The organism is Chryseobacterium sp. MIQD13 (genome assembly GCF_050496705.1).
Lineage (GTDB): Bacteria > Bacteroidota > Bacteroidia > Flavobacteriales > Weeksellaceae > Chryseobacterium.
The window spans coordinates 408,046-428,540 of the sequence record NZ_JBNWAF010000001.1 but is presented as its reverse complement, the minus strand read 5'-3'; the positions used below and the strand labels follow the sequence as shown (position 1 = coordinate 428,540).

General features: G+C 35.3%; 25 protein-coding genes. 6 read left to right on the top strand and 19 right to left on the bottom strand.

The genetic code is table 11. The annotated features are described in order from the left end of the window. The first annotated feature begins 57 nt into the window (after nucleotides 1-57). Nucleotides 58-1,221 carry an aminotransferase class V-fold PLP-dependent enzyme gene (locus tag ACQWU4_RS02065; protein WP_429934105.1) on the top strand — a complete coding sequence of 388 codons (1,164 nt, stop codon included), beginning with the start codon at nucleotides 58-60 and terminating at the stop codon, nucleotides 1,219-1,221. A 43-nt stretch (nucleotides 1,222-1,264) separates the two neighbouring features. On the opposite strand, the gene ACQWU4_RS02060 is transcribed toward ACQWU4_RS02065, so the two are convergent. Next, nucleotides 1,265-1,918, bottom strand: coding sequence for a metal-dependent transcriptional regulator (locus ACQWU4_RS02060; RefSeq protein ID WP_429934104.1), 654 nt, complete (start codon nucleotides 1,916-1,918; stop codon nucleotides 1,265-1,267). Between the two features lie 85 nt (nucleotides 1,919-2,003). Between ACQWU4_RS02060 and ACQWU4_RS02055 the strand changes: the two genes are divergently transcribed. Further along, nucleotides 2,004-3,035 (top strand): threonine aldolase family protein, encoded by a 1,032-nt coding sequence (locus ACQWU4_RS02055; protein ID WP_429934103.1) that lies wholly within the window; start codon nucleotides 2,004-2,006, stop codon nucleotides 3,033-3,035. A gap of 44 nt (nucleotides 3,036-3,079) precedes the next feature. Here ACQWU4_RS02055 and ACQWU4_RS02050 read toward each other — a convergent pair whose 3' ends face one another. Together ACQWU4_RS02050 and ACQWU4_RS02045 are read right to left on the bottom strand one after the other, a co-directional pair. Then, nucleotides 3,080-3,580, bottom strand: coding sequence for a hypothetical protein (locus tag ACQWU4_RS02050; RefSeq protein ID WP_429934102.1), 501 nt, complete (start codon nucleotides 3,578-3,580; stop codon nucleotides 3,080-3,082). Nucleotides 3,581-3,679: 99 nt separating this feature from the next. Continuing rightward, nucleotides 3,680-4,333 (bottom strand): hypothetical protein, encoded by a 654-nt coding sequence (locus ACQWU4_RS02045; RefSeq protein ID WP_429934101.1) that lies wholly within the window; start codon nucleotides 4,331-4,333, stop codon nucleotides 3,680-3,682. A gap of 564 nt (nucleotides 4,334-4,897) precedes the next feature. Between ACQWU4_RS02045 and ACQWU4_RS02040 the strand changes: the two genes are divergently transcribed. Continuing rightward, complete coding sequence (locus ACQWU4_RS02040) at nucleotides 4,898-5,524, top strand: DUF1062 domain-containing protein (RefSeq protein WP_429934100.1); 627 nt, start codon at nucleotides 4,898-4,900, stop codon at nucleotides 5,522-5,524. A 67-nt stretch (nucleotides 5,525-5,591) separates the two neighbouring features. On the opposite strand, the gene ACQWU4_RS02035 is transcribed toward ACQWU4_RS02040, so the two are convergent. From ACQWU4_RS02035 to ACQWU4_RS02005, 7 genes are all read right to left on the bottom strand, one after another. After that, a complete protein-coding gene (locus ACQWU4_RS02035) occupies nucleotides 5,592-6,149 on the bottom strand; it encodes a DUF4256 domain-containing protein (protein WP_429934099.1) in 558 nt (185 codons plus the stop codon). Nucleotides 6,150-6,196: 47 nt separating this feature from the next. After that, entirely contained in the window at nucleotides 6,197-6,598 is a 402-nt protein-coding gene (locus tag ACQWU4_RS02030; protein WP_429934098.1) for a DoxX family protein, read from the bottom strand. Between the two features lie 19 nt (nucleotides 6,599-6,617). Beyond that, nucleotides 6,618-7,196, bottom strand: coding sequence for a YdeI/OmpD-associated family protein (locus ACQWU4_RS02025; protein ID WP_429934097.1), 579 nt, complete (start codon nucleotides 7,194-7,196; stop codon nucleotides 6,618-6,620). A gap of 118 nt (nucleotides 7,197-7,314) precedes the next feature. After that, nucleotides 7,315-7,782 carry an SRPBCC family protein gene (locus ACQWU4_RS02020; RefSeq protein ID WP_429934096.1) on the bottom strand — a complete coding sequence of 156 codons (468 nt, stop codon included), beginning with the start codon at nucleotides 7,780-7,782 and terminating at the stop codon, nucleotides 7,315-7,317. 97 nt (nucleotides 7,783-7,879) lie between these two features. Next, nucleotides 7,880-8,209 (bottom strand): ArsR/SmtB family transcription factor, encoded by a 330-nt coding sequence (locus ACQWU4_RS02015; protein ID WP_429934095.1) that lies wholly within the window; start codon nucleotides 8,207-8,209, stop codon nucleotides 7,880-7,882. 156 nt (nucleotides 8,210-8,365) lie between these two features. Continuing rightward, nucleotides 8,366-9,775: a DUF2971 domain-containing protein gene (locus tag ACQWU4_RS02010; RefSeq protein ID WP_429934094.1), complete on the bottom strand. Its 1,410-nt coding sequence runs from the start codon at nucleotides 9,773-9,775 to the stop codon at nucleotides 8,366-8,368. A gap of 76 nt (nucleotides 9,776-9,851) precedes the next feature. Then, a complete protein-coding gene (locus ACQWU4_RS02005) occupies nucleotides 9,852-10,262 on the bottom strand; it encodes an XRE family transcriptional regulator (RefSeq protein ID WP_429934093.1) in 411 nt (136 codons plus the stop codon). 148 nt (nucleotides 10,263-10,410) lie between these two features. Between ACQWU4_RS02005 and ACQWU4_RS02000 the strand changes: the two genes are divergently transcribed. Beyond that, nucleotides 10,411-10,629, top strand: coding sequence for a SymE family type I addiction module toxin (locus ACQWU4_RS02000; RefSeq protein ID WP_429934092.1), 219 nt, complete (start codon nucleotides 10,411-10,413; stop codon nucleotides 10,627-10,629). A gap of 56 nt (nucleotides 10,630-10,685) precedes the next feature. On the opposite strand, the gene ACQWU4_RS01995 is transcribed toward ACQWU4_RS02000, so the two are convergent. Then, nucleotides 10,686-11,129, bottom strand: a complete 444-nt coding sequence (locus tag ACQWU4_RS01995; protein WP_429934091.1) for an Lrp/AsnC family transcriptional regulator — start codon at nucleotides 11,127-11,129, stop codon at nucleotides 10,686-10,688. A 103-nt stretch (nucleotides 11,130-11,232) separates the two neighbouring features. Here ACQWU4_RS01995 and ACQWU4_RS01990 point away from each other — a divergent pair, with 103 nt between their 5' ends. After that, nucleotides 11,233-11,688 (top strand): carboxymuconolactone decarboxylase family protein, encoded by a 456-nt coding sequence (locus ACQWU4_RS01990; protein WP_429934090.1) that lies wholly within the window; start codon nucleotides 11,233-11,235, stop codon nucleotides 11,686-11,688. 61 nt (nucleotides 11,689-11,749) lie between these two features. Here the strand turns inward: ACQWU4_RS01990 and ACQWU4_RS01985 are convergent, their stop codons facing one another. Further along, nucleotides 11,750-11,935: a bacteriocin-like protein gene (locus tag ACQWU4_RS01985; protein WP_429934089.1), complete on the bottom strand. Its 186-nt coding sequence runs from the start codon at nucleotides 11,933-11,935 to the stop codon at nucleotides 11,750-11,752. Nucleotides 11,936-12,105: 170 nt separating this feature from the next. Here ACQWU4_RS01985 and ACQWU4_RS01980 point away from each other — a divergent pair, with 170 nt between their 5' ends. Next, complete coding sequence (locus tag ACQWU4_RS01980; RefSeq protein ID WP_429934088.1) at nucleotides 12,106-12,699, top strand: hypothetical protein; 594 nt, start codon at nucleotides 12,106-12,108, stop codon at nucleotides 12,697-12,699. Nucleotides 12,700-12,812: 113 nt separating this feature from the next. Here the strand turns inward: ACQWU4_RS01980 and ACQWU4_RS01975 are convergent, their stop codons facing one another. From ACQWU4_RS01975 to ACQWU4_RS01945, 7 genes are all read right to left on the bottom strand, one after another. Continuing rightward, nucleotides 12,813-13,808, bottom strand: coding sequence for a terpene synthase family protein (locus ACQWU4_RS01975; protein WP_429934087.1), 996 nt, complete (start codon nucleotides 13,806-13,808; stop codon nucleotides 12,813-12,815). A 135-nt stretch (nucleotides 13,809-13,943) separates the two neighbouring features. After that, entirely contained in the window at nucleotides 13,944-14,777 is an 834-nt protein-coding gene (locus tag ACQWU4_RS01970) for a terpene synthase family protein (RefSeq protein WP_429934086.1), read from the bottom strand. Nucleotides 14,778-14,996: 219 nt separating this feature from the next. Continuing rightward, nucleotides 14,997-16,010: a terpene synthase family protein gene (locus ACQWU4_RS01965; RefSeq protein WP_429934085.1), complete on the bottom strand. Its 1,014-nt coding sequence runs from the start codon at nucleotides 16,008-16,010 to the stop codon at nucleotides 14,997-14,999. Nucleotides 16,011-16,202: 192 nt separating this feature from the next. Continuing rightward, the gene (locus tag ACQWU4_RS01960; RefSeq protein WP_429934084.1) at nucleotides 16,203-16,619 is read right to left on the bottom strand and encodes an EamA family transporter; all 417 of its coding nucleotides are present in this window, start codon (nucleotides 16,617-16,619) and stop codon (nucleotides 16,203-16,205) included. A 22-nt stretch (nucleotides 16,620-16,641) separates the two neighbouring features. After that, nucleotides 16,642-17,442, bottom strand: a complete 801-nt coding sequence (locus ACQWU4_RS01955; protein WP_429934083.1) for a phosphatase PAP2 family protein — start codon at nucleotides 17,440-17,442, stop codon at nucleotides 16,642-16,644. Beyond that, nucleotides 17,439-18,026: an HD domain-containing protein gene (locus ACQWU4_RS01950; protein WP_429934082.1), complete on the bottom strand. Its 588-nt coding sequence runs from the start codon at nucleotides 18,024-18,026 to the stop codon at nucleotides 17,439-17,441. The genes ACQWU4_RS01955 and ACQWU4_RS01950 overlap by 4 nt, the downstream gene beginning before the upstream one ends. A gap of 12 nt (nucleotides 18,027-18,038) precedes the next feature. Next, a complete protein-coding gene (locus ACQWU4_RS01945; protein ID WP_429934081.1) occupies nucleotides 18,039-20,432 on the bottom strand; it encodes a TonB-dependent receptor domain-containing protein in 2,394 nt (797 codons plus the stop codon). Nucleotides 20,433-20,495: the final 63 nt, after the last annotated feature.

Genomic DNA, 20,495 nt, shown 5'->3' with positions numbered 1-20,495 from the left:
CTATCTTGATAATAATAGAAAAAAACATCACAAATCATAAACACAAAATAAATAAAGATGACCTTAGATATTATAAGAGAAGAAACAGTAGGCTGTACAGATAAAATATTTTTAAGCAGTGCCGGAGGATCATTAATGCCAAAGAGTGTTGTTGAAACAATGATTAATCACATTTTTTTGGAGCAGCAGCACGGCGCTTATGAATCTGCTGACAGGAAATCGGAACATCTTAGTCAGTTTTATACGGAAGCAGCCAGACTGATAAACACCAGGCCTGATAACATTGCTTTTGCAATTAGTTCTACTGATGCTTATGCTAAAGCCTTGTCCAGCATTGAATTTAAAGAAGAGGATTATATTGTTACAACCAATGATGACTATGTTTCAAATCAGATAGCCTTCCTTTCCCTACAGAAAAAAAGAGGAGTTAACTTTATCAGGGTTAAAAATCTTCCCGATCATGAACTGGATCTGGAAGATCTTGAAAATCTGATTAAAAAATATAATCCGAAGCTCGTTGCAGTAACTTATGTTCCAACCAATTCCGGGCTCATTCAGAATGTGGAAGGGGTAGGTAAGATCTGTCGCCAGTATGATGTTTTATATCTCGTTGATGCCTGTCAGGCGGTTGGTCAGCTGGTTGTAGATGTCAATAAAATAGGATGTGATTTCTTAACTGCTACAGGTAGAAAGTTTATGCGAGGACCAAGAGGAACAGGATTTTTATATGTTTCAGACAGAGTTTTAGAAAAAAATATGGCTCCGGTATTTTTGGATATGGCAGGTGCAGAATGGACTGATTTTGATGATTATACCTTGCTTGGAACGGCAAAACGATTTGAACTCTGGGAAACTTCTGTCAGCTCTGTTTTAGGTTTTACAGAAGCTTTAAAGTATGCCAATGAAATTGGTATGCAGAATATTGAGAATTATAATAAAAAACTTGCAGAAAGCTTAAGAACCGGTCTGCAGAATAAAGGTTTCAGAGTATTGGATCAGGGGCAGAATTTATGCAGTATCATTACTTTTTGTGCTCATGATAGCAGTATTGACCATATTTATAGAATACTGAAAGAGAATAATGTCTATTTTTCTGTAAGCAATAAAAGCAATGCTTTGATTGATTTTACAATGAAAAACCTGGATAGAGCAATCCGCCTGTCACCGCATTATTTCAATACTGCTGAAGAAATTAATGAAGTTGTAAAAATGCTGAAGTAGCAGAATCTAATGGCTCCGAAACTTTCGAAGCCACCAAAGTAATTTATTTTTTTACCAATATTATTTCTGTAGCTTTTCTGCTGAGAATTTCTTTGGTATTTCCAATCTCTATGGTCATGGATTTGTCAAATTCTTCAATTTTAATGACCTTAATTTTTGTATTCAGAAGAAGTTTTCTTTCATTTAAATAGCTTAAGAAGCCATCATCTGAAAGGGTAACCGAAGCAAAAGTAACTGTTTCTCCAGCCGTACATGCACTGAGTTTTTGAAGATCCTGTGCAATAATATTTCCGTCTTTATCCGGAATAGGTTCTCCGTGCGGATCAAATTTAGGATGATCAAGAATTTCATCCATTTTATCGAAAAATATCTGTGAATGGACGTGTTCCAGCTGCTCCGCAATCTCGTGAACGTTTTCCCAGCCGAAATTCATCTTTTTTACAAGAAACATTTCAGTAAGTCTGTGTTTACGAACTACCAGCGCAGCCTCACGTTTTCCGCTTTCTGTAACTACCAGAGGCTTGTATGTTTCATAAACTACCCATTTTTTCTCGGCAAATTTCTTCATCATGTTATTTACGCTGGGCATTTTCACATTTAAGAATTTGCTGAGTTCATTGATCGTCACTTTCCCTTCATTGTCAACTAAATGAAACAAAGCTTTCAGATAATTTTCTTCTGTTAATGTTGTTTTCAAAATGTTAGATGATTTTCATTACAAATCTAACAAAATATTATGTAAAATCTGGTCTTGTTATTTTAACTTTTTTTAATTTTACTCTATGAAATTTTCTTTTAAAAACGATTATTCTGAGGGATGTCACCCGAATATTCTACAAGCACTTTTACAATCTAACTTTGAGCAGCAGGCCGGATATGGTGAAGATGAATACTCATTGCAGGCAAAAAAACTGATTAAAGAAAAAATTAAAAACCAGGATGCTGAAGTTTATCTGGTTTCCGGGGGAACACAGGCCAATCTTATTGTTATTTCTTCGGTTTTAAGGCCTTATCAATGTGTAATATCTGCTGCACCGGGGCATATTCTGAATAATGAAACAGGAGCTATTGAAGCTACAGGCCACAAAGTTTTAAGTATCGAAACTGCAGACGGAAAACTTAGGCCAGAAGATATTATTCCGGTTCTTGAAAGTCACAGCAATATTCCGCACCAGGTAATGCCGAAACTGGTTTACATATCGAATTCTACAGAACTTGGAACTGTTTATCTGGCTGAGGAACTGAAAAAACTTTCGGATTTTTGCCGTAAAAACAATTTGTATCTGTTTATGGACGGAGCAAGATTAGGACATGGATTGACTTCTGAAATCAGTAATCTTACGTTAGAAAAAGTAGCGGAGCTTACGGATATTTTTTATCTGGGCGGAACGAAGAACGGAGCATTGATAGGAGAGGTGATTGTTATTAATAATCAGGCCTTACAGCAGGATTTTGCCTTTAATATTAAACAGAAAGGGGCATTATTGGCCAAAGGACGTCTTCTTGGAATACAGTTTTTGGAACTGATGAAAGATGATCTGTATTTTGATCTGGCAAAACATGCCAATATTCAGGCTATGAAGATCAAAAATGCGATGAAGGAAGGGGGAGTGCAATTTCTGTCGGATACCTACACCAACCAGATTTTTCCTATCATAAGCAATGAACTTATAGAAATTCTCTCAGAGCATTTTGAATTCTATGTCTGGAAAAAAATTGATGAAAAATCTTCTGCCATTCGTCTTATTACTTCCTGGAATACGGGTGATGAAGCTGTGGAGCGCTTTATAGAGATTATTAAAAAAGAGCTTTAATATAAAAAGGTGGCTTTGAGATCCTCGGCCACCTTTATTTCATATTATTTTAAAGCTTCTGAAACCACTTTGCAGTCTGCAGGTTCCAGTTTTTGTCCGTCTTTGTAACTGATCTTTTTTTCATCAGCATACTTGGACTGCCCGTCTTCTTCTTTATGTTCTCCTATACCTTCTGTTAAAATATTATCTTTCTGGATAAAGAAAATATCTCTCTTGCTTTTTGTTCCTTCAGATTGGAATTCGTAGGTTAATTTCAGGGTATCTCCGGATTTAAAACCTGTTATATCACCTGTAGAACTATCTTTTTCACTGTTTTTGTAGGCTAATTTTCCGGTAATGGTTCCCAGATTGTCATCAATAGATGCAAAAACACTGTCTTTCCCTGTAATCCCCATATAGCAGAACGATTTTGGTCCCAGTGTATCTACCACAGGTTCAATTACGGCTGTTGTATCCTTTTCCGTTTTTATAACCGGTGTTTCTGTTTTTTTATTACAGTTAATAAGAAAAATGGATACTGAACCCAGTAAGATTAATTTCTTCATACTAATGTCATTATATTAAATTCAAATTTCAGTGTACTAAATTAATAATAGTATTTCAATATGAAAGAAAATTGATTATAAATAATGAGACTTTATGAATTAAAAATCATTATATAACGCATAAGCCTGAAATATAGTTCCTGCAAAATTACCCCCCTGAATGCACTGGTTCGCTGCAGCAAAATCAAAACATGTACCTAATATTTCTATGGTATGAGTTCCAGCTGCTAATAGAGCGATGTAACTGCCGTTGTTATAAAAAATCCCTGATAAATTGGTTCCGGTAGCCGTAGTATTCGTATAAGTACTGGACGTTCTAACAACATTAGTTCCATCAACATTCAAATGGGTTCTCATAAGTTTTAATCTTCCATCTGAAAATGTGGTAGATAGTGTAACGGGAACTGAAAAGTTAACTATTACGAATGCAGGTTTTGCCAGTGTGATTGATTGGTTGTTAATACTTACAGGTGTAGGAGTTCCGGATCCTCCTGTATTTACGGCAGTAAGAGTACTAATACTAAATAGCTGTACCATTTGCTGATTAAGCGAACTTTTTTTTACATAATCAACATTTCCGTTAGCATCAGAGGCTAAAACATTATCATAAGAAGCAGTAGCAGACTGATTTGTCTGGGTTCTAACCCTCAGACTACCATTCACATCTAAGGTTCTGGAGGGAGATTGAGTGTTAATCCCTACTTGTGCACTTATGTTCATACAGAACAAAAAAGTAAAATAAAAAATTTTCATAAATGTTGTTTTTGAATTATTAAACAAATTTATTTTTTTTTATCAAATGTTACAAGAATTTTAACATAAATTCAAAATATGGTATTCGGGCATCTATTAAAGAATAGAAGAGGATAATAATTTTCTTTTATTCCTCGGAATGGAGAAGGAGATTGAGCTTGTACCAAATAAAAGATATTTCTGAAAATTTAAGTTCTTCCCGATCATATGAAAAAAATTGTTTACTTTTATCATAACCAAGTAAATAACCTGTTTTGAGGACAACTCTAAAACTTATTATAGCTTAGTATCAGTCTTAGTAACCACAGGCTGATCATTCTTTCGTTCGGATAATTCTATCCGGACCGGTTTCATTTAATCATATTATTTACCGCATTACTGTAAGGCTGCAGTCTCTGTTTCAGTTTTGAATCCTATTGATCAAAATCGAAATCTAGGGCTGATTATTTGCCTTGGATGATTTGATGGCTCTAAATTAAAAATAGCCTTCAGGTTTCTGTAATTACCCCTGTAATGCGTGATAATATGAAAATCCAAGTAAGAATATTAAGCACGTAATAAGTAATGAGTACAGAATACATATGGGAGGTAAAAGCGAAAAATTCTCCTCTTTTAAAGAAAAAATGCAGCCACTGTGACAGCAACAGATTTCAATGCAGTGATAAATTCAGATTGAATGCACAAAAAAAGAATATTGATATATGGTTAATTTACAGGTGTATAGAATGTAGCAACCGATATAATATGACTTTGTTTTCCCGGATCAGAACAGAATCCATAAATAAGGATCTGTTCAAAAAAATGTCCGAAAATAATACTGAAACAGCATGGCAATATGCTTTTTCACAGGAAATAAGACGAAAGAATAATGTTGAAGCAGATCTGGAGAGTGTAGAGTACGATATTGTATATGATGAAGTTCCGATAAAAGAGCTACTAAGCCTGAATGATGAAATGCTCACGTTTAAAGTAGAATATCCTTTTGATTTTAACCTTAGAATGTCAGCGGTGATCAGGATATGTTTAAATCTTTCATTGAGTAAATTAAATCAATTAATTGAAACAGATTCCGTCTTTCTCAATGCAAAACCTTTACAAAAAAAGCATAAAATTAAAGATGGGGATGTTGTTCAGATTAACAGGCAAAGTTTGATAGCCTTCTATTTGGCCACAAAAGACCTCAATTTATAATATTTAAAAGTAAACCTACAAACAAATGCTTGTAGGTTTTATTTTATGGCCGTAGATATTATGATTTTTAAACTTTCAGCATTCCCCGGAACCCTCTTGCGGCGTAATAAGAATCTGCTCCGTTATGATACATAAAAACGGTATTGTATCGTCGGTCACAGAAAATAGCGCCTCCATGTTCCCTGATATTTGATGGAGTTTTTACCCAGCTGGAAGTTTTCAGATCAAACTTTCCGAGCTCCTGAAGCTGGCGGTATTGCTCTTCTGACAATATTTCGATGCCCATTTCGGAGGCTTTATCGATGGCATTGCTTTCCGGTTTGTTGGCTTTTCTGGCTTCCCAGGCCTGATAATCGTAGCAAAGGCTTCTGCGTTTCGGGCTTTCGGGAGAACAGTCGAAGAAGATATATTCATCTGTTTTTTTGTCATAGTCCACCACATCAGGTTCGCCTTCGGTTTCTTCCATTTCGTTTAATGACCAGATTTTTTCGGGGGAAGCTTCCAGTTTTGCCTGGATTTTTTCCCACTTCAGGTCTTTATGACGGTTCATATTTTTTTCAAAACGGCTTTTTAAAACTTTTAAAAGTTCTGCGCTCTGTTCTGCTGTTAGTTTCTTTTTGCTCATATCAATGTAAGTGTTTGATTCTTTAAAGTTAAAAGTTTCTTCAAATATTAATTGTTGGTCATAGAAATTTTCCTGTCAGCAGGCCTGAAATACCATGAAATAATAACCAGTACCAATAACAGAAGGGCAGGAAGGGTATTTCCGGCAGTATCACCAATAATGATATGCGAGATCAATGCACCGGACATTACGAAGAAGAACCCTGCATAAGCCCATTCTTTCAACAACGGAAACCGTGGAATAAGAACCGCGATAACACCCAAAATTTTCCAGACTCCGATAATGGTCATCAGATAAGCGGGGTAGCCGAGATTGGTAAAATTGGCAAGTTCGTCTTTATTTTTCATAAGCTGTACAATGGCTGTGGATATCATTCCCAGCGCCATCCATAAGGTGAAAATCCAATAGATGATTTTGTTTCTTTTTTGTGATTTGTTCTGTGTTTCCATATTGTATAGTTTTTTAATGTTAATCGTTTAATCCTTTTCCTTCAAAAATTTCCGGAATGCATTTTTCAATGCGGGCTTCGCGGGTTTTAGACTGTTTGGCAGAGGAGAAGTGGAGCAGGTACGCTCTTTGTCTTCCGGGAGTAAGTGCTTCAAAAGCTTTTTTCAGTGCCGGATCCTGATCCAGCTTGAATTGAAATTCTTCAGACATTTCAAATTCTTTTGTTTTTTTCATTTCAACTTTTGCTCCTGATTCTTCAATTTCAACGGCTTCAAACATATACGACCGAAGAATGTCTTCAAGATCATTAATCTGCTGTACGTCCGTAAAACGGATCTGTCTTGCAGCCTGTACATTTTTAGACTGCTGGATTAAAATATGATCCGGATCTTTCATCAAAGCACCCTTAAAGAATAGGAGGGCACAGTATTCTTTAAAACCGTGGATCAGGAAAATATTTTTTCCTTCGAAGGTATAGCACGGGCATCCCCATTTCAGATCTTCTGTGAGTTCCGTGCTCAGAGCAATTGCTCTTAGTTTTTCAAATGCTGCCTGCCATTGGCTGGATTCGTTGAAGAAGAAGTCTGTTTTTGGATTCATGAGTTTGGGTTTTTGGAGTTTGAGAGTTTTAGGGTGAGAGTGTGGAGAGTTATGAGAGTTTAGGGTATGAGATCAAGTTATTTTTTATTTCTACGATTGTAGACCTGCTACCTGCAACCTATAATCTGCTACCTAATATCTCCTGTAAACGGTTGTGTGCCATATTGATTCCCTGAGCAAACGGCATTTTCAGGTGCTGATCTCTGAAATCTACAGATTTGTAAATGGTCTGTATGGTGAGCTTGCTGGTGCTGTCTGTAAGCTTTTCAAATTCTAAAAATTCAATCTGAACAGGGAAGGGCGTATTTTCCATCTGGAAAGTCCTTGTGATCTTCTGTCCGGGAACATATTCATGAATGGTTCCGTTGGCACTGAACACCACATCTCCCTGAGGATTCAAGGTTTCGAAACGGTAGCTTCCGTGTGGTTTGTTTTCAAACTTTGTCACTTTGGTTCCCATCCATTGTTCGAAAAGTTCTGCTTCTGTATATGCCTTGAAAAGCAGTTCTACCGGAAGATCAAATTCCCTGGTGATGAATATTTCCTGTTTGTCGTCTTCGGCGTGGATTTTTGTTTTAAGTTCCATATTTTGAGTTTGAGAGTTTTGGTGTTTTAGGGTTTGAGAGTGGGAGAGTTTTAGAGTAAGAGAGTAAAGCTAGTAGGGTATTATTACTCATTGCCCATTACTTATTACTTATATTTTGAAAGGCTTTCATTACACTTTCCAGCTTATTGAATTTCTCGTCCCACATTTTGCGGAAAGGTTCTATAAAATCTGCTATTTCTTTCATTTTATTGGGATTGAGGTGGTAAATAATTTCACGGCCGTTCTGTTCAGATCTCAGCAGTTCGCATTCTGTGAGGATCTGAAGATGCTTGGAAACGGTAGGTCTTGCGGTATCGAAATTGGATGCTATGGCACCGGCAGTCATGGATTGTGCCGCTACCAGCATCAGGATAGATCTTCTGGTGGGGTCTGCTATAGCCTGAAATACATCTCTTCTTAAATTCATTGTGTAGTTATTTGACTACAAATTTAAATGAAGTTATTTAACTACACAAGTTTTTTTTAATGTTTTATTTGAGAAAAGTAAAATATTTAAGTTGTTTAAAAGAAGACAATTATCATAGAAACTGATATATACTATAAATTATAACCTTCTGATGTATTATCTATAGTGTTTAATTTTAGAAAGTTCTACTTTTAAATTGGTTAAGTTTGAATCTTTGCTGTCAGTTATAATAATTCTTTTTTTCCTTCTAATCATTTCTTCAATTTGTACAAAATTTGTTTCTTGTTCAGGACATTTGGGTCCTAATAATATTGTTTTTAACTGAATGGGAAAATCTTTACTATTCAAACTAAAGTCTATATATGGATTGAAAATTGAATGGGAGTATGTCATAACCCAATCTGTTTTTAATTTGTTTAGGCTTACATTATCTATGATTAATAGCCTAATTTCTTCTTCTACTGCATAATCATATGCTTTGAAGAAATGCTTCCAATACCCTAATTTCCGAAATTCAAATTTAAATCCTGTTAATTTTTCAACATCAGTTTTGATTTGTTTTAAAAAATCTAACTCTTTATGATTACCATTTTTATCAGCATATTTTACTTTTTGTAATAGGACGTATTTGTTTAGATTATTTTTTTTAACATTAAATTCTAAACAAACACCAGCTGCATCATCTCCATATAATCTCCATAACGTTAAATCATCTTTCCTATCAATCTTGGAACAAGAAGTAATATATCTATTATTTAATGCACTAATTGTTTTATGATGTTCTTTGATTAGAGGCCTTTCAATAGTTATAGTATCATTATTTCTATTTAAGTAATTTTCGACATAGTTAGCTTCGGACTTATCATTCATTCCAACTAATCCGTTCATCCTAAATGATAAATAATTGAGCATATCAAAAATTGTTCTTAAACTTGTATATCTACAAATTTTACTTTCTTTAAATTCTCCAAACATTTTATTGAAGAATTGATTTTCAAATGCAGTAATACCACCATCATCATCGGAAAAAAAATAAATGTTTAAATTGTGATCAAATTGTATTCTGTTAATAAATGTTTTACTTTTAATAAAATCTAATAAGAGAGTGTTTTCCTGTAGGAACTTGTTTGCAGCATTATAAATTATATTTTGGATATCAAGTTTATCTTTTTGAGCTACTATTACTTTTTCCGGATTTGTAAGTTTTTTAACTATACTTTCGAAATCTAATTTTTCAAAATCATTATTATTTCGGTTCCTATCATAAAAATAAAAATTTTGATTATCAGTGGCGATTCCAAATCTAGCATTAGTTATTGAAAGTGCAGACCTAACTTGATTTGTTGCAATAGCTAAAAAGTTTTTATCTTGAAGTTTACTTTTTACTTCAATAACAGCAATAGGATTAATACTTTTATATATTACAATATCAAGATAAGCTAAATATCGTTGGGATATAGAAGATTGCCATTTATCTTCAACTTTGATTTCTAGATTGGTCTTTACAAAGGCTTGCTTAAATCTTTCAGCAACCAATAGTAATAAATCTTTTTCTAATGCAGCCATTTGTTTAAAATAATGGGTTGTTATTAGTTATAAAATAAAACTTCAAGTTTTAAATCAACATTTTAGAAGGTTTTAATTATTCCTTTTCAATTAACCTCTCTAGCTTCTCAATCATTTCCTTCTGTTGTTCCAGCATACGCTCATATAGCTCAACCATTTTATCAATAGGATTGAAAGTGGGCTGAATATTTACAGCATTTAAAGTTGATGTATCGTTACTTGTAAATGTATTAGAAATAATATTCACCGCCTGTTCCTCATCAAAATTCTCAATAGCTTCAGCAGGAACTTTCAGGATTTTGGCTACTTGGGCAAGAATATCCGTTTCTACGGTTTCTTTTTGTTCAAGAAGGGAAATTTTCTTCTGGTTCCAGTCGTCGCCCAATTCCAGTGCTAATGCTTCCTGTTTAATGCCCAGCATTTCACGGAAACGCTTGATGTTTCGGCCCTGATGTATTTTTTTATCTTGCATATCTGTGTAAGTCATAATAACAAATATAAAGTTTTAGGAGTGAAAAATAAAGCTCCCGAGGAAATAAATTATATTCTAAAATACCCGCTGTTTCTCATAAAATATCCTTTCAAAAACTGGAATATACCGCCTGATATTCTTTTGTTTGCAGAAAAAACAACAAATGATGAAAAAGGAGATTAATTTTCAAAACAAATATAAGCTTTTCCGCAGCCGTAATCTTAAGGTTTTCCGTAAATCCTTTGCAAGGGCTTACTACAGGGAGGTTTTCTTTCCGGAAATAAGAATTGCAGGAAAATGGGTTCAGGATTGCGGTTTTGAAGCAGGGGACAGGGTAGCGGTTACGGTATCCAGAAACCGGATTATACTGAGAAAAGTGTAAATTAAACTTAGCTATAATAGAAAAGCAGTATCCGTTTTGGTACTGCTTTTTATGATTTATATTTTAAAATAGGTCTGGTTTTTTATTTCAGACAACTGAACAGATGTGGTAGGAATTCCGTACTTGATCAGTCTGTCGATTAGATCCTCCAGATGGGTACTGTCTTTCAGCACACATTCCGCGATCAGACAATATTCTCCGGTGATCCTTTTACAGCTTATGATCTCCGGAAACTGTTTTATATTATCTATAAAAATTCGGAACTCGTCATTTTTAAATTTAAGATGGACAATCACCTTCAAACCGTATCCTAGTTGGGTATAATCAACTTCTGCTGTAAATCTTTTGATCACACCGGTATCAACGAGGTTTTGTACCCGTTCTTTTGTAGCAGACTGAGAAAGGGAAATTTTCCGGCCTAGTTCGGCATAGCTCAATCTTGAATTTTCACTCAGGAGCTGTAAAATTTTATGGTCAAATTCGTCTAAAACTATTTTCATTGAATTTTTTAAATAAATCAGTGGAAATCATCAAAATTATAAAATTTAACTCTTAAATCCACTTTAAAATCAAACAGATTATATAGAGATTTGTCATAAAAAAATGACAACAATTGAATTTTCAGAAAATGGAAATAGTCCATTTGAAAAACTGATCGGCCATAATCCTGAAATCTTAAAAAACTGGGGTTGCCTGGAAGAAACCTTATTTAAAAGCTCTGGCTTAGATCCCGATTTACTGGAACAGGTACGAAGAACACTTGCCTTTGGAAACGGCTGTGAGTATTGCATGGTAAAAAGCGGAAAAGCAGATTTCAAGGCATCAGATCTTAAGATTTCCGTAGCTGCGAGCTTCGCCGAACTGTTCTGTAAAGATCACCGTTCAATACTTAAAGAACATTTTACTATGCTAAGAGAATTCTTTTCGGAAAAGGAAATTTCAGAGCTTTGTACGTTTATCAGTTTTATCAATGCTTCTCAGAAGCTGGGGAAGATATTTAATCTAACGGAGGAGTATCAGGAAAATGCAGTGATAAAGATGGAACAGCTCACTATATAAAGAAAACAGCACCAGAATACTGATGCTGCTGTTTAATATCGGTTTAGCAGGTTATTATAAGCTATAATCCGCCATTTCCGGTACCTGCTTCTTCCAGATTACAATTTGTTCCTAAAACACATTTTTGCTTGTTTGGGCACCATGTATAGCCTCTTATACAAGCTCCATATACAGGTTCTCCAATTATACCACCAGCACCTGCAACAGTTTTTAATTCATTTCTTGAAAGCTTTTTTAAATTTTTCATAATAACATTGTTTTAATTTATCTGAAAACAAATGTGAGGCTCATGGGTTTTTAAACAAAGCATGAATTAGCAGGTGTAGAGAATTTTCAAGTAAGTGTGTATTTGTGTAGTTAATAGCTTAGTTGCCGGAATTTTGTTTAAATTTAAGGTAAAAGCATCTATTTAACATAATGTATAAAACAATAATAACAAAGCTCAAAAGCTTAGGCGCTAATACAGAGGGAATAAGCGCTGACAAGACTTTTGCGGAGAACTGGCAAAGTATAAAGTTCAGCCATCATCTGTATGATAAGGAATGGGACGTTTACGGGATCGATCAGTTTTATGAAGAAAATAAAGAGCTTTATATCAACAGTTCCGAGGTTTTTTACAGAAATCTGTTGGACGAATATTTTTCTGATCACGAAAAGCCTTATGGTCAGGATTTTTATAAAAATTGGTTGTTTGAGCCGTTTAAAGAAAATTCAGAAGATTTCGGAGAGCTTGAGGGGCTTGTAGATGAAAAAGAAATCCGGGAAATTGTACAGGGCCAGGAAATGGATTTTATCTGCATTATTTATTCATACGGATATCCTGATCATTATTTTGTATGCCTTGCAGATCCTGATCAGGAAAACCCAACGGTTTACAGTACAGATCATGAAGTTTATTTTCAGGAAATTGAAAATGAAGGAAGTCTGGAAGAATTTCTGGAACGTTATATGACAAAAGAAGAATTTATAGAAGTTGTAAAAGAATATCTGGAAAGGAAGTTTTGGAGCTAAATGGACAGGTATCTTCTTCGGAAGAGCGGGATTTAAATAAATCCTATAATTTATATTATGTTAAATTAATATGTGCAAGATTTACTTAACCATATTAATTAAAAGCTTAATATTTAAATAGACGTTCTATATTCAGGCTTCGGAAATTCACCAGGAACTTTGTAACGTGTTGTCCTCCCTTTATGATACCATGCCTCTAAACCGGAAATCATCAAAGACATATTATGGACAAAACGTTCTATATTCTTTTGATGTAGTCCAAAATTTGGAAGATTAGTTTGTAATTCTACAAATTCTTTCACATAATTATCGTGGAGACGCATTGCTTCAGTACAAGCTTCTTCTATTGAAATTTTATACTGATTTCTTATTACAAGGATAATATTGAGAACCTCTGTATCAACAGCTAATTCTTTTTCTATTGAAGCAAAATCATTTTGGATTGCCATAATACGGCACATGAGCATTTTTAATCTTCTGATAACGGAATGTTCTGATATATGATTTGGAACAATATAATTGATAGAAGGTTCAACAGAATTGCCATAAGGATACATTGAAATAGAATATTCCCGGATAAGAAGTAAGTTATTTAACGTTGGGAATTCTTTTTTCAACTTGTAAGGAGTCTCTTCCATAATACCATACGTAGTGGAATCATGAAAATCTTTAGCCCAGCGTTTAAACCAATCATCATTAACATAAGGAAGAAACTCTTGCCTGCTTAAAGCTACTTGTTTTATCAACCCTGTATCATCAGGTCTGGGTTTCTGCCCCATCATGACATCCATAATATGATCTCTAATACCTGCGAGTTCATTTACTGGACATACTTCGTGATAATCATCATATAATGTAAGCCATACCATAAATCTGGCAATAGGCCGGAGTTGTTCTTTGCTGCTTGCTGCTGGAAACATAAATGATGCTGCTTCTGCAAGACCATGCTTTTTATATTTTGACCTTGTAGTCTCAGACATAAACTGATAGTCAGTATCAATCCAGCTACATTCTTCTTCATAAAACGATTGGGAGAAAGGGCCAATTTCATAAGGCCAAGGATATTGTAAAATGGGAACATTTTTTTGTTTAAAATTTTCAGTGTTCATGATTTGATGGTTTTTAATATTAGTTTAACATTTTTATTAAACAACTACTCTATTACAAATAAACTATTGAATTTTAGATAGTTCATTAAAAGACTCTCAGTAAATATATTATTTACCGAGAGTTCAATAGTTCCTTTATGTTTTCATATCACTACGGGTTTCCGGCCAGGCAAAACCTGTTCCTCCATGCTGATATCTTTCTGTTTCCAGATAAAAAGAATTTACTCCCTGAAGTCCGACTCCTGCATAATAAACAAATTGATCCACATGCTCCTGATATTCACCAAACTCACGATATTCAGCGTGTAAAGCAAGCAGTTTTGCCAATTCTTCATTATGAATACGGAATGCCTGCGAACAGGCCTCCTCCAATGAGAGATTAAATTCCTGCTGCAATACGAAGACCAGATTAAAAACCTCCGTCCCTTTCGCCATTTCTTTTGGCAGAGAATGAATATCATTTTGCCATGCGACCACCAAGGTCATATGAGATATCATTTTTTGAACGACAATATGCTCAAAAATATGCTCAGGAAGAACAAGACCGGATTCAATCTCGCCCAAGATCAGATATGGACGCATAAGAACAGAATATTCGCGGATGGTTTTGAAAAGTGTGAGTGATGGCGGACGTTGTGCTATTTTATAAGGGTATTCCAGCTCAATCCCGTATCTGAAAGATTGATAAAAATAGTAAATAAAACGCTCAACCCATATATCAGGCATAAAAGCACGGAATTCATCCCTTATCAGCGCCATATGGTGATAAAGTGCATTTTCTTCCTGTTTTGGCTGAGCACCTTTGAGAATATCCACACAACGAATCCGCAGCTGCTGGATTTCCTCCAGAGACGAATTTTCCACCTGGTCATCAAGCGCAACATACTGAAGCATGAATCTGTTGCAGGGAATGGTCTGCTCATAAGTTAGATCGGGCCACATACGTGCAGTACACATATGCAGTTTCATTTTCTTGTATATTTTGCGTTGCTTCTCTGTGAGGAAGGTGTAATCATTATCAATCCACCCGTCCATATCCTTCCCCATCTGTTCTGCATGTGGATTAATAAGGTCGGGCCAGGGATAATGACCGCGTGGAAGGTAATCGTTTGAATTATATTCTTCTGGTTTCATGTTGTTTTAATATTTTAGTTTGAATGGTTATTATTTTATGTTTTTTTACTGTTTTTATATTTGATTCAATTTTTCCTTGAGTTCGGTCGCATTTGGAAACTCCATAGCATTGTAACGGTCAAGTTTTGTGGATATATTTTTCCAGCCGCTTAGAACCATGCTCATATAATGTATCCAGTTGACAACGGCATCCTGCCAGATTCCAAAGTCAGGCAGCGAAGCCTGCAGCTCTATAAATTCTTTCAGGTCTTCATTATGCAGGCGCAGGTCTTCAAGACAGGCTTCTTTCAGGGACATTTGGTGCTCGTGCTGGATTACCTTTACGATATTGTAGTATATACTGCCTGTTGCCTCATCTTTCAATACAGATTGAACTTCATTGAAAAAAGTAACCAGATGGCAGGCCAGTGCCTGTAAACGAAGGATCACCGGATGCTCGTGAATTTCTTTAGGCAGGATAATTCCGGTTTCCACTTCTGTAAGCTGTAAAAAAGGATAAAGGCATATGGAATTTTCGCGTAAAGCAATACATTCCGCTACACTGGGATAAGTTTTGTTTTTCTTATATTTCAGCTCGGTTTCTAATCCTGTAAAATACCTGCTGATCATCTGTGCAAAGCGGAAAATGGATTCCTGCGGAATAAACTGCAGCAGTTCCTGTCTTAAGGAAGCAAGCATTGGACCTAGAGGTATCCCCGATTCTTCAGCACTTATTTCGCCGTTCAGTATTGCAATGGATTGGGCATGTACATGGCCTATAGCTTCAGGCTCACTTTCTTCATAAAGATCATCATTATATAATGTCCACAACATCAGTCTGCAGATAGGCCTGAACCGTTCAGGTGATGCGGTGGGAAACCATTGGGCAGCAATATGGGCAGTTTTGGTTTTCTTGTATTTTTTGCGAAGATCAGGATTTTTTTCATAAAGCCACAGGTATTCCCCATCAATCCATTGGTTTTCGGTAATATCCTGTAATTGCTCAGCATTGGGATTTTTTAACGTTGGGAAAGGATACCTGAATTGTTTGTGCAGCAGCTCGAGAGTGCTAAAATTTTCATTGTTCATAATTTCATGATTTTGGTTTAGTTTTGAATACTAATATATGAAATTATTTAACTGAATATTTATTTATTTCACATTATGTTGATGTTTAATTCAAGTATAATGCGTTATTATTGTGTTTATTGTGATTTTGTAATGTGTAAATATTGAGTATGGTTTGAAATGAACAATTAAAGTAGGCAGGGCTACAAATGCTTATTTTAAAGCCAGTAAAATAGTTCCGCTGATGATTAATAAAGCCCCGATTATGGTTTTTAATGTCAGCGTTTCTTTGAAAAATAATACAGCCAGAATTATAGCTATTGCTACACTTAGCTTATCTACGGCCGCAACCTGTGAAACATTTCCAATCTGTAATGCTTTAAAATAAAATAACCAGGATAATCCGGTTGCAATTCCTGATAAAACAAGAAAAATAATATTGATTTTTGATAATGAATCAATGTCTTTTGCTTCTCCTTTTACAAATACAATGCTCCATACAAGTACAAGAATGACAATTGTTCTGATTCCAGTGGCGAGATTAGAATTAATATTAGACACCCCTATTTTGGCAAAAATAGCTGTAAATGCAGCAAATAAAGCTGAAAGTAACGCATAATAGAACCACATATCCTTATTTTTTGAGATTAACTTAAAAAGTTTTAACCAAACCGATTCCTATACTTTTATTCTGATAAAAAGGCATTACCATTGTAGCCGTATTTTTGTTTTTCCCACCCAGCATACTGTTGACTTTAGGATATAACCAATATGCTAATTCGGTAGAAAGAATACCGAAACCTGCTCCTGCCACTACATCCCCTACCCAGTGTTTATCATTCAGCATTCTGTAGATTCCTGTAAATACAGCCAGGGAATATCCGGAAATTCCCAGGAGGAAATTGGTATCTTTGTACTCCCTGAACATAAACTGTGCGGAAGCAAAAGCAATTGACGTATGCCCCGAAGGAAATGATAAATTATTCGACTGATCGGGTCTCTCCTCTTTTACAATATGTTTTAAAGGAATTGTGATGGCAGAGGTTATCAGCATTGAAGTTCCGTAGATTATTGTTCTGTCTCTGAAATTGTGCTTCCCTTCTACACCAAATGCATTCAAACCATACACTAAAGCTGCAGGTGCAAACTGTGTATAATTATCCAGCCTGATATGATCCGGCTTATGTTCATTGATTTCGTCTCTGGTAGAAAAATTCAGCTGTTTTAAATCTTTCACCGTTAAACTGGCAATTCCATACCCAATAAACGCAGTGGGAATGATTAATCTTTTATAATTAAAACGTTCTTTTTCGGTATTTAATATAACCGTACTGTCTTTTGTACTCTCGTGGAGCTGGATTGTATCACTGTTGCTTTGTGCAGCCACTCTTCCGTAAGATAAAATTAAAACAAAAAGACTGGGAACAATTTTTTTATAGGGTTTCGGTATCATAGCTTTGAATATTGAGACAATTGAATATTAACATTTTTAAACCTGCTTAAAATTTTCTGCCCGTAATCTGTAAAATATTGATGTTCTATAAGGAAATTACAGTTTTTTGCCTGCCATTCTTCATCTGTATAAACCAGACCGAGATAAGTTTCAAATTCCTGGCGTATTGCTTTACTGTACTTTGGATAATCGGTTTGGGTTAAATGATACATGTCTGCATCACACATTACTTTTTCCAGTAATGAAGCAGGGTTTGGAGGGTACTTTGTAGACTCTATACATTTTAAAACGGCTTCAATAAAATCTCTGCTGCATCCGGAATTCTCCAGAAAATTCTTTGCTGTCCTTTTGCTTTCATCTTCATGGCCGGTGTATGTATTTGCATATCCGCAGTCATGAAACCATGCTGAAACCTGTAAAATATTCATTTCCTCTTCAGAAAGATGCATTTGTGAGCCAATTTCTCTTACAGCACCTACTACTTCATAAGTATGGCCGATATTGTGAAAAGAAAGCTGATCTGAAAGATTTTCCGAAAGAAATAATATCATATAATTGCTTACAGCTTCTAATAAATTTTTCATGGTCTTATGTATTTAAAATTTATAACTGTATCCCAGTCTGATGACCTGTGTTTCATAATAATCATTACTGGCATAGTAAAATCCGTTTCCCTGAATCTGTTTCCGGATAACCATTGTATTCAGTAAATCAGTTGCGTTCAGGAATATTTCTCCTTTGCCATTTTGAATTACTTTTTTTACTCCTAAATCCATTGAAAATCTTGAACCTGTTTTCCCCTGAGGAATTATATCAGGCGCCAGATAAACAGCAGTAAGCTGTGCATTCAGATCTTTAGATATTTTAAAAGTATTGTTCAGTTTTATGTTCCCTGAAATGGCTGTTTCTCGGTTTGCAGAGAATATAGCCGGCTGCGGATAAAGATTTTCCACCGAAAATGCATTGATCTGGTTTCTGTAGATATTTCCATTGATATTAAAAGAATATACTTTCGACACCTTTTGGTTCCAGATCATTTCCAATCCTGAATTATAGCTTTTTCCTGCATTTTGGAATATGGCGTAGATCAAAGTGCTTTCCGGAATGATGCTTGAAATTCTGGTAATTGTCCCGTTTGCAAAACGGTGATATAGTGCTGAATACAGATAGCCGTTATCCCAGTTATATTTGTGTCCCAACTCAATAGAATTGGTAAACTGAGGTCTCAGCTGCGGGTTTCCGACTTTAATGATTTCCGCATCATCATATTTCGGAAAAATCCTGATATCTACTTCATTAGGGCGGTCTACCCTTCTGTTATAAAACAGGGATAACTTATTATGACCGTTAAGTTTATAAGCCAGCCTCAGATTGGGAAAAGGCTGCGTATAATTGTAACTGTCGCTTTTATAGGTGGGATGATTGGGATTAACATTATATTGAACTTTCACATATTCCAGCCTTACTCCAAGCTCGGCTTCCCATTTTTCATTTTCGAAAATATAATTTCCATAAACTGCGGGAATTAATTCCTTATACGTTGCCCAACCTCCTGCATTAACATCTAAAACGGAATTGGCTCCCGGGATAAAATTCATATTGGTAGGAATGCTTCTGTTCCTTAATTTGATTCCTGTCTCGATGCGGCCATATTTCAAAGGTTTGATGTAATCAACATTAAAATCATAAACCTGTTCATCGGATAACAATTTGAAGGCATCTGTTCCGGTTGAATTGGGCAGATAATTGTCATAAAAATATTTTTCATTTTCCCGGTGAAATGTATAATTAAATCCGGCATTCAATACATGTCCTGCTTCTTTGAACTTATGCTGATAAGAGGCTGTTCCCATTACGGTTGTTTTCAGCTCATCTTCCAAAAACTGCCATAATCGCAGACGTTGCGATAGATCTCCATTGAAAAAAGGCTGGTCTCCGTGATCTGTGATTTTCTCACTTCCGTATAGTCCGGAAACGGTTAAAGTATTCCGAGTATCTATATTCCAGTCGATTCCGGCTTTCGTGGTCAGGTAATTTGTATTTCTGTTTCTTTTTAACTGTGAATGAATGATGGTTCCGTCATCATATGTTCTGGTTACAAATTCATTCTTATTAAGGGTTTGTGTATATAGATTATCAGCCTGAAGGAAAACATTGACTTTATTTTTTCTGTAATTCAGCGAAATTGATGGATTAATTTTCGGAGTAATCGTATACTGAGGTCTTATCGTCGGAAGGTTTTCTTTTCTTACCCAGTAAGAGCCTGTTCCATAAGTAAAACCAATCTTTCCGTTCAGGCCGTTTTGCTTGTCTTTCTTCATGATAATATTGATGATTCCTGCATTTCCGTTTGCATCATATTTTGAAGAAGGATTGTTGATGATCTCAATTTTATCAATGGCAGAAGACGGAATATTATCCAGTCCTGACTGGCTTCCAAAGCCTGTGAGTGCAGTCTGTTTACCATCAATTAAAACTGTTACTTTATCATTCCCGCGAAGCTGTACTTTTCCGTCCTGAACCGTAACTCCGGGTAAATTCTGCATGCTTTGTAAAACAGATCCGCCGCTTTGACTGATATTCTCTGCAACAGAATATGTTTTTTTATCGAGCTGATTACTTATTTCATTCTTTTTTGAAGCCGATACAACGACTTCTTCAATTTTTGTTTCCGTCTGGTTCTGATTCTGTTCAAGTTCTATGGCCGGGATTTCCAGAAACTCAGAAAGATTTCCGACGAAAAGAGGCTGATTTTGGGAATAATACCCTGAAAGAGAAATTTCCAGTTTATAATTTCCGGGCTTTACATTGGTTAGTGAAAATCTGCCCTCTTCATTGGTTATGGTTCCGGCAGCAAATGCTGTATCTTTTTCAGTTTTTGCCAGTATATTTACATACGACAGGGCTGATTTGTTTGTTTTATCCTTAACAATGCCGGAAACGGTTATACCTGTTGCCTGCTGGGCAAAAGAGAGAGCAGAAAATGTCATTAAAAAAAATAAGAGCCTTATTTTATTCATTTTATTTAATCTTTAAATGATCATACAATATTG

Excerpts from the sequence above, each read along its gene's own strand:
- ACQWU4_RS02065 (WP_429934105.1), top strand. The coding sequence starts at position 58 with ATGACCTTAGATATTATAAGAGAAGAAACAGTAGGCTGTACAGATAAA.
- ACQWU4_RS02055 (WP_429934103.1), top strand. The coding sequence starts at position 2,004 with ATGAAATTTTCTTTTAAAAACGATTATTCTGAGGGATGTCACCCGAAT.
- ACQWU4_RS02050 (WP_429934102.1), bottom strand. The coding sequence starts at position 3,580 with ATGAAGAAATTAATCTTACTGGGTTCAGTATCCATTTTTCTTATTAAC.
- ACQWU4_RS02045 (WP_429934101.1), bottom strand. The coding sequence starts at position 4,333 with ATGAAAATTTTTTATTTTACTTTTTTGTTCTGTATGAACATAAGTGCA.
- ACQWU4_RS02040 (WP_429934100.1), top strand. The coding sequence starts at position 4,898 with ATGAGTACAGAATACATATGGGAGGTAAAAGCGAAAAATTCTCCTCTT.
- ACQWU4_RS02035 (WP_429934099.1), bottom strand. The coding sequence starts at position 6,149 with ATGAGCAAAAAGAAACTAACAGCAGAACAGAGCGCAGAACTTTTAAAA.
- ACQWU4_RS02030 (WP_429934098.1), bottom strand. The coding sequence starts at position 6,598 with ATGGAAACACAGAACAAATCACAAAAAAGAAACAAAATCATCTATTGG.
- ACQWU4_RS02025 (WP_429934097.1), bottom strand. The coding sequence starts at position 7,196 with ATGAATCCAAAAACAGACTTCTTCTTCAACGAATCCAGCCAATGGCAG.
- ACQWU4_RS02020 (WP_429934096.1), bottom strand. The coding sequence starts at position 7,782 with ATGGAACTTAAAACAAAAATCCACGCCGAAGACGACAAACAGGAAATA.
- ACQWU4_RS02015 (WP_429934095.1), bottom strand. The coding sequence starts at position 8,209 with ATGAATTTAAGAAGAGATGTATTTCAGGCTATAGCAGACCCCACCAGA.
- ACQWU4_RS02010 (WP_429934094.1), bottom strand. The coding sequence starts at position 9,775 with ATGGCTGCATTAGAAAAAGATTTATTACTATTGGTTGCTGAAAGATTT.
- ACQWU4_RS02005 (WP_429934093.1), bottom strand. The coding sequence starts at position 10,262 with ATGACTTACACAGATATGCAAGATAAAAAAATACATCAGGGCCGAAAC.
- ACQWU4_RS02000 (WP_429934092.1), top strand. The coding sequence starts at position 10,411 with ATGATGAAAAAGGAGATTAATTTTCAAAACAAATATAAGCTTTTCCGC.
- ACQWU4_RS01995 (WP_429934091.1), bottom strand. The coding sequence starts at position 11,129 with ATGAAAATAGTTTTAGACGAATTTGACCATAAAATTTTACAGCTCCTG.
- ACQWU4_RS01990 (WP_429934090.1), top strand. The coding sequence starts at position 11,233 with ATGACAACAATTGAATTTTCAGAAAATGGAAATAGTCCATTTGAAAAA.
- ACQWU4_RS01985 (WP_429934089.1), bottom strand. The coding sequence starts at position 11,935 with ATGAAAAATTTAAAAAAGCTTTCAAGAAATGAATTAAAAACTGTTGCA.
- ACQWU4_RS01980 (WP_429934088.1), top strand. The coding sequence starts at position 12,106 with ATGTATAAAACAATAATAACAAAGCTCAAAAGCTTAGGCGCTAATACA.
- ACQWU4_RS01975 (WP_429934087.1), bottom strand. The coding sequence starts at position 13,808 with ATGAACACTGAAAATTTTAAACAAAAAAATGTTCCCATTTTACAATAT.
- ACQWU4_RS01970 (WP_429934086.1), bottom strand. The coding sequence starts at position 14,777 with ATGAAACTGCATATGTGTACTGCACGTATGTGGCCCGATCTAACTTAT.
- ACQWU4_RS01965 (WP_429934085.1), bottom strand. The coding sequence starts at position 16,010 with ATGAACAATGAAAATTTTAGCACTCTCGAGCTGCTGCACAAACAATTC.
- ACQWU4_RS01960 (WP_429934084.1), bottom strand. The coding sequence starts at position 16,619 with ATGTGGTTCTATTATGCGTTACTTTCAGCTTTATTTGCTGCATTTACA.
- ACQWU4_RS01955 (WP_429934083.1), bottom strand. The coding sequence starts at position 17,442 with ATGATACCGAAACCCTATAAAAAAATTGTTCCCAGTCTTTTTGTTTTA.
- ACQWU4_RS01950 (WP_429934082.1), bottom strand. The coding sequence starts at position 18,026 with ATGAAAAATTTATTAGAAGCTGTAAGCAATTATATGATATTATTTCTT.
- ACQWU4_RS01945 (WP_429934081.1), bottom strand. The coding sequence starts at position 20,432 with ATGACATTTTCTGCTCTCTCTTTTGCCCAGCAGGCAACAGGTATAACC.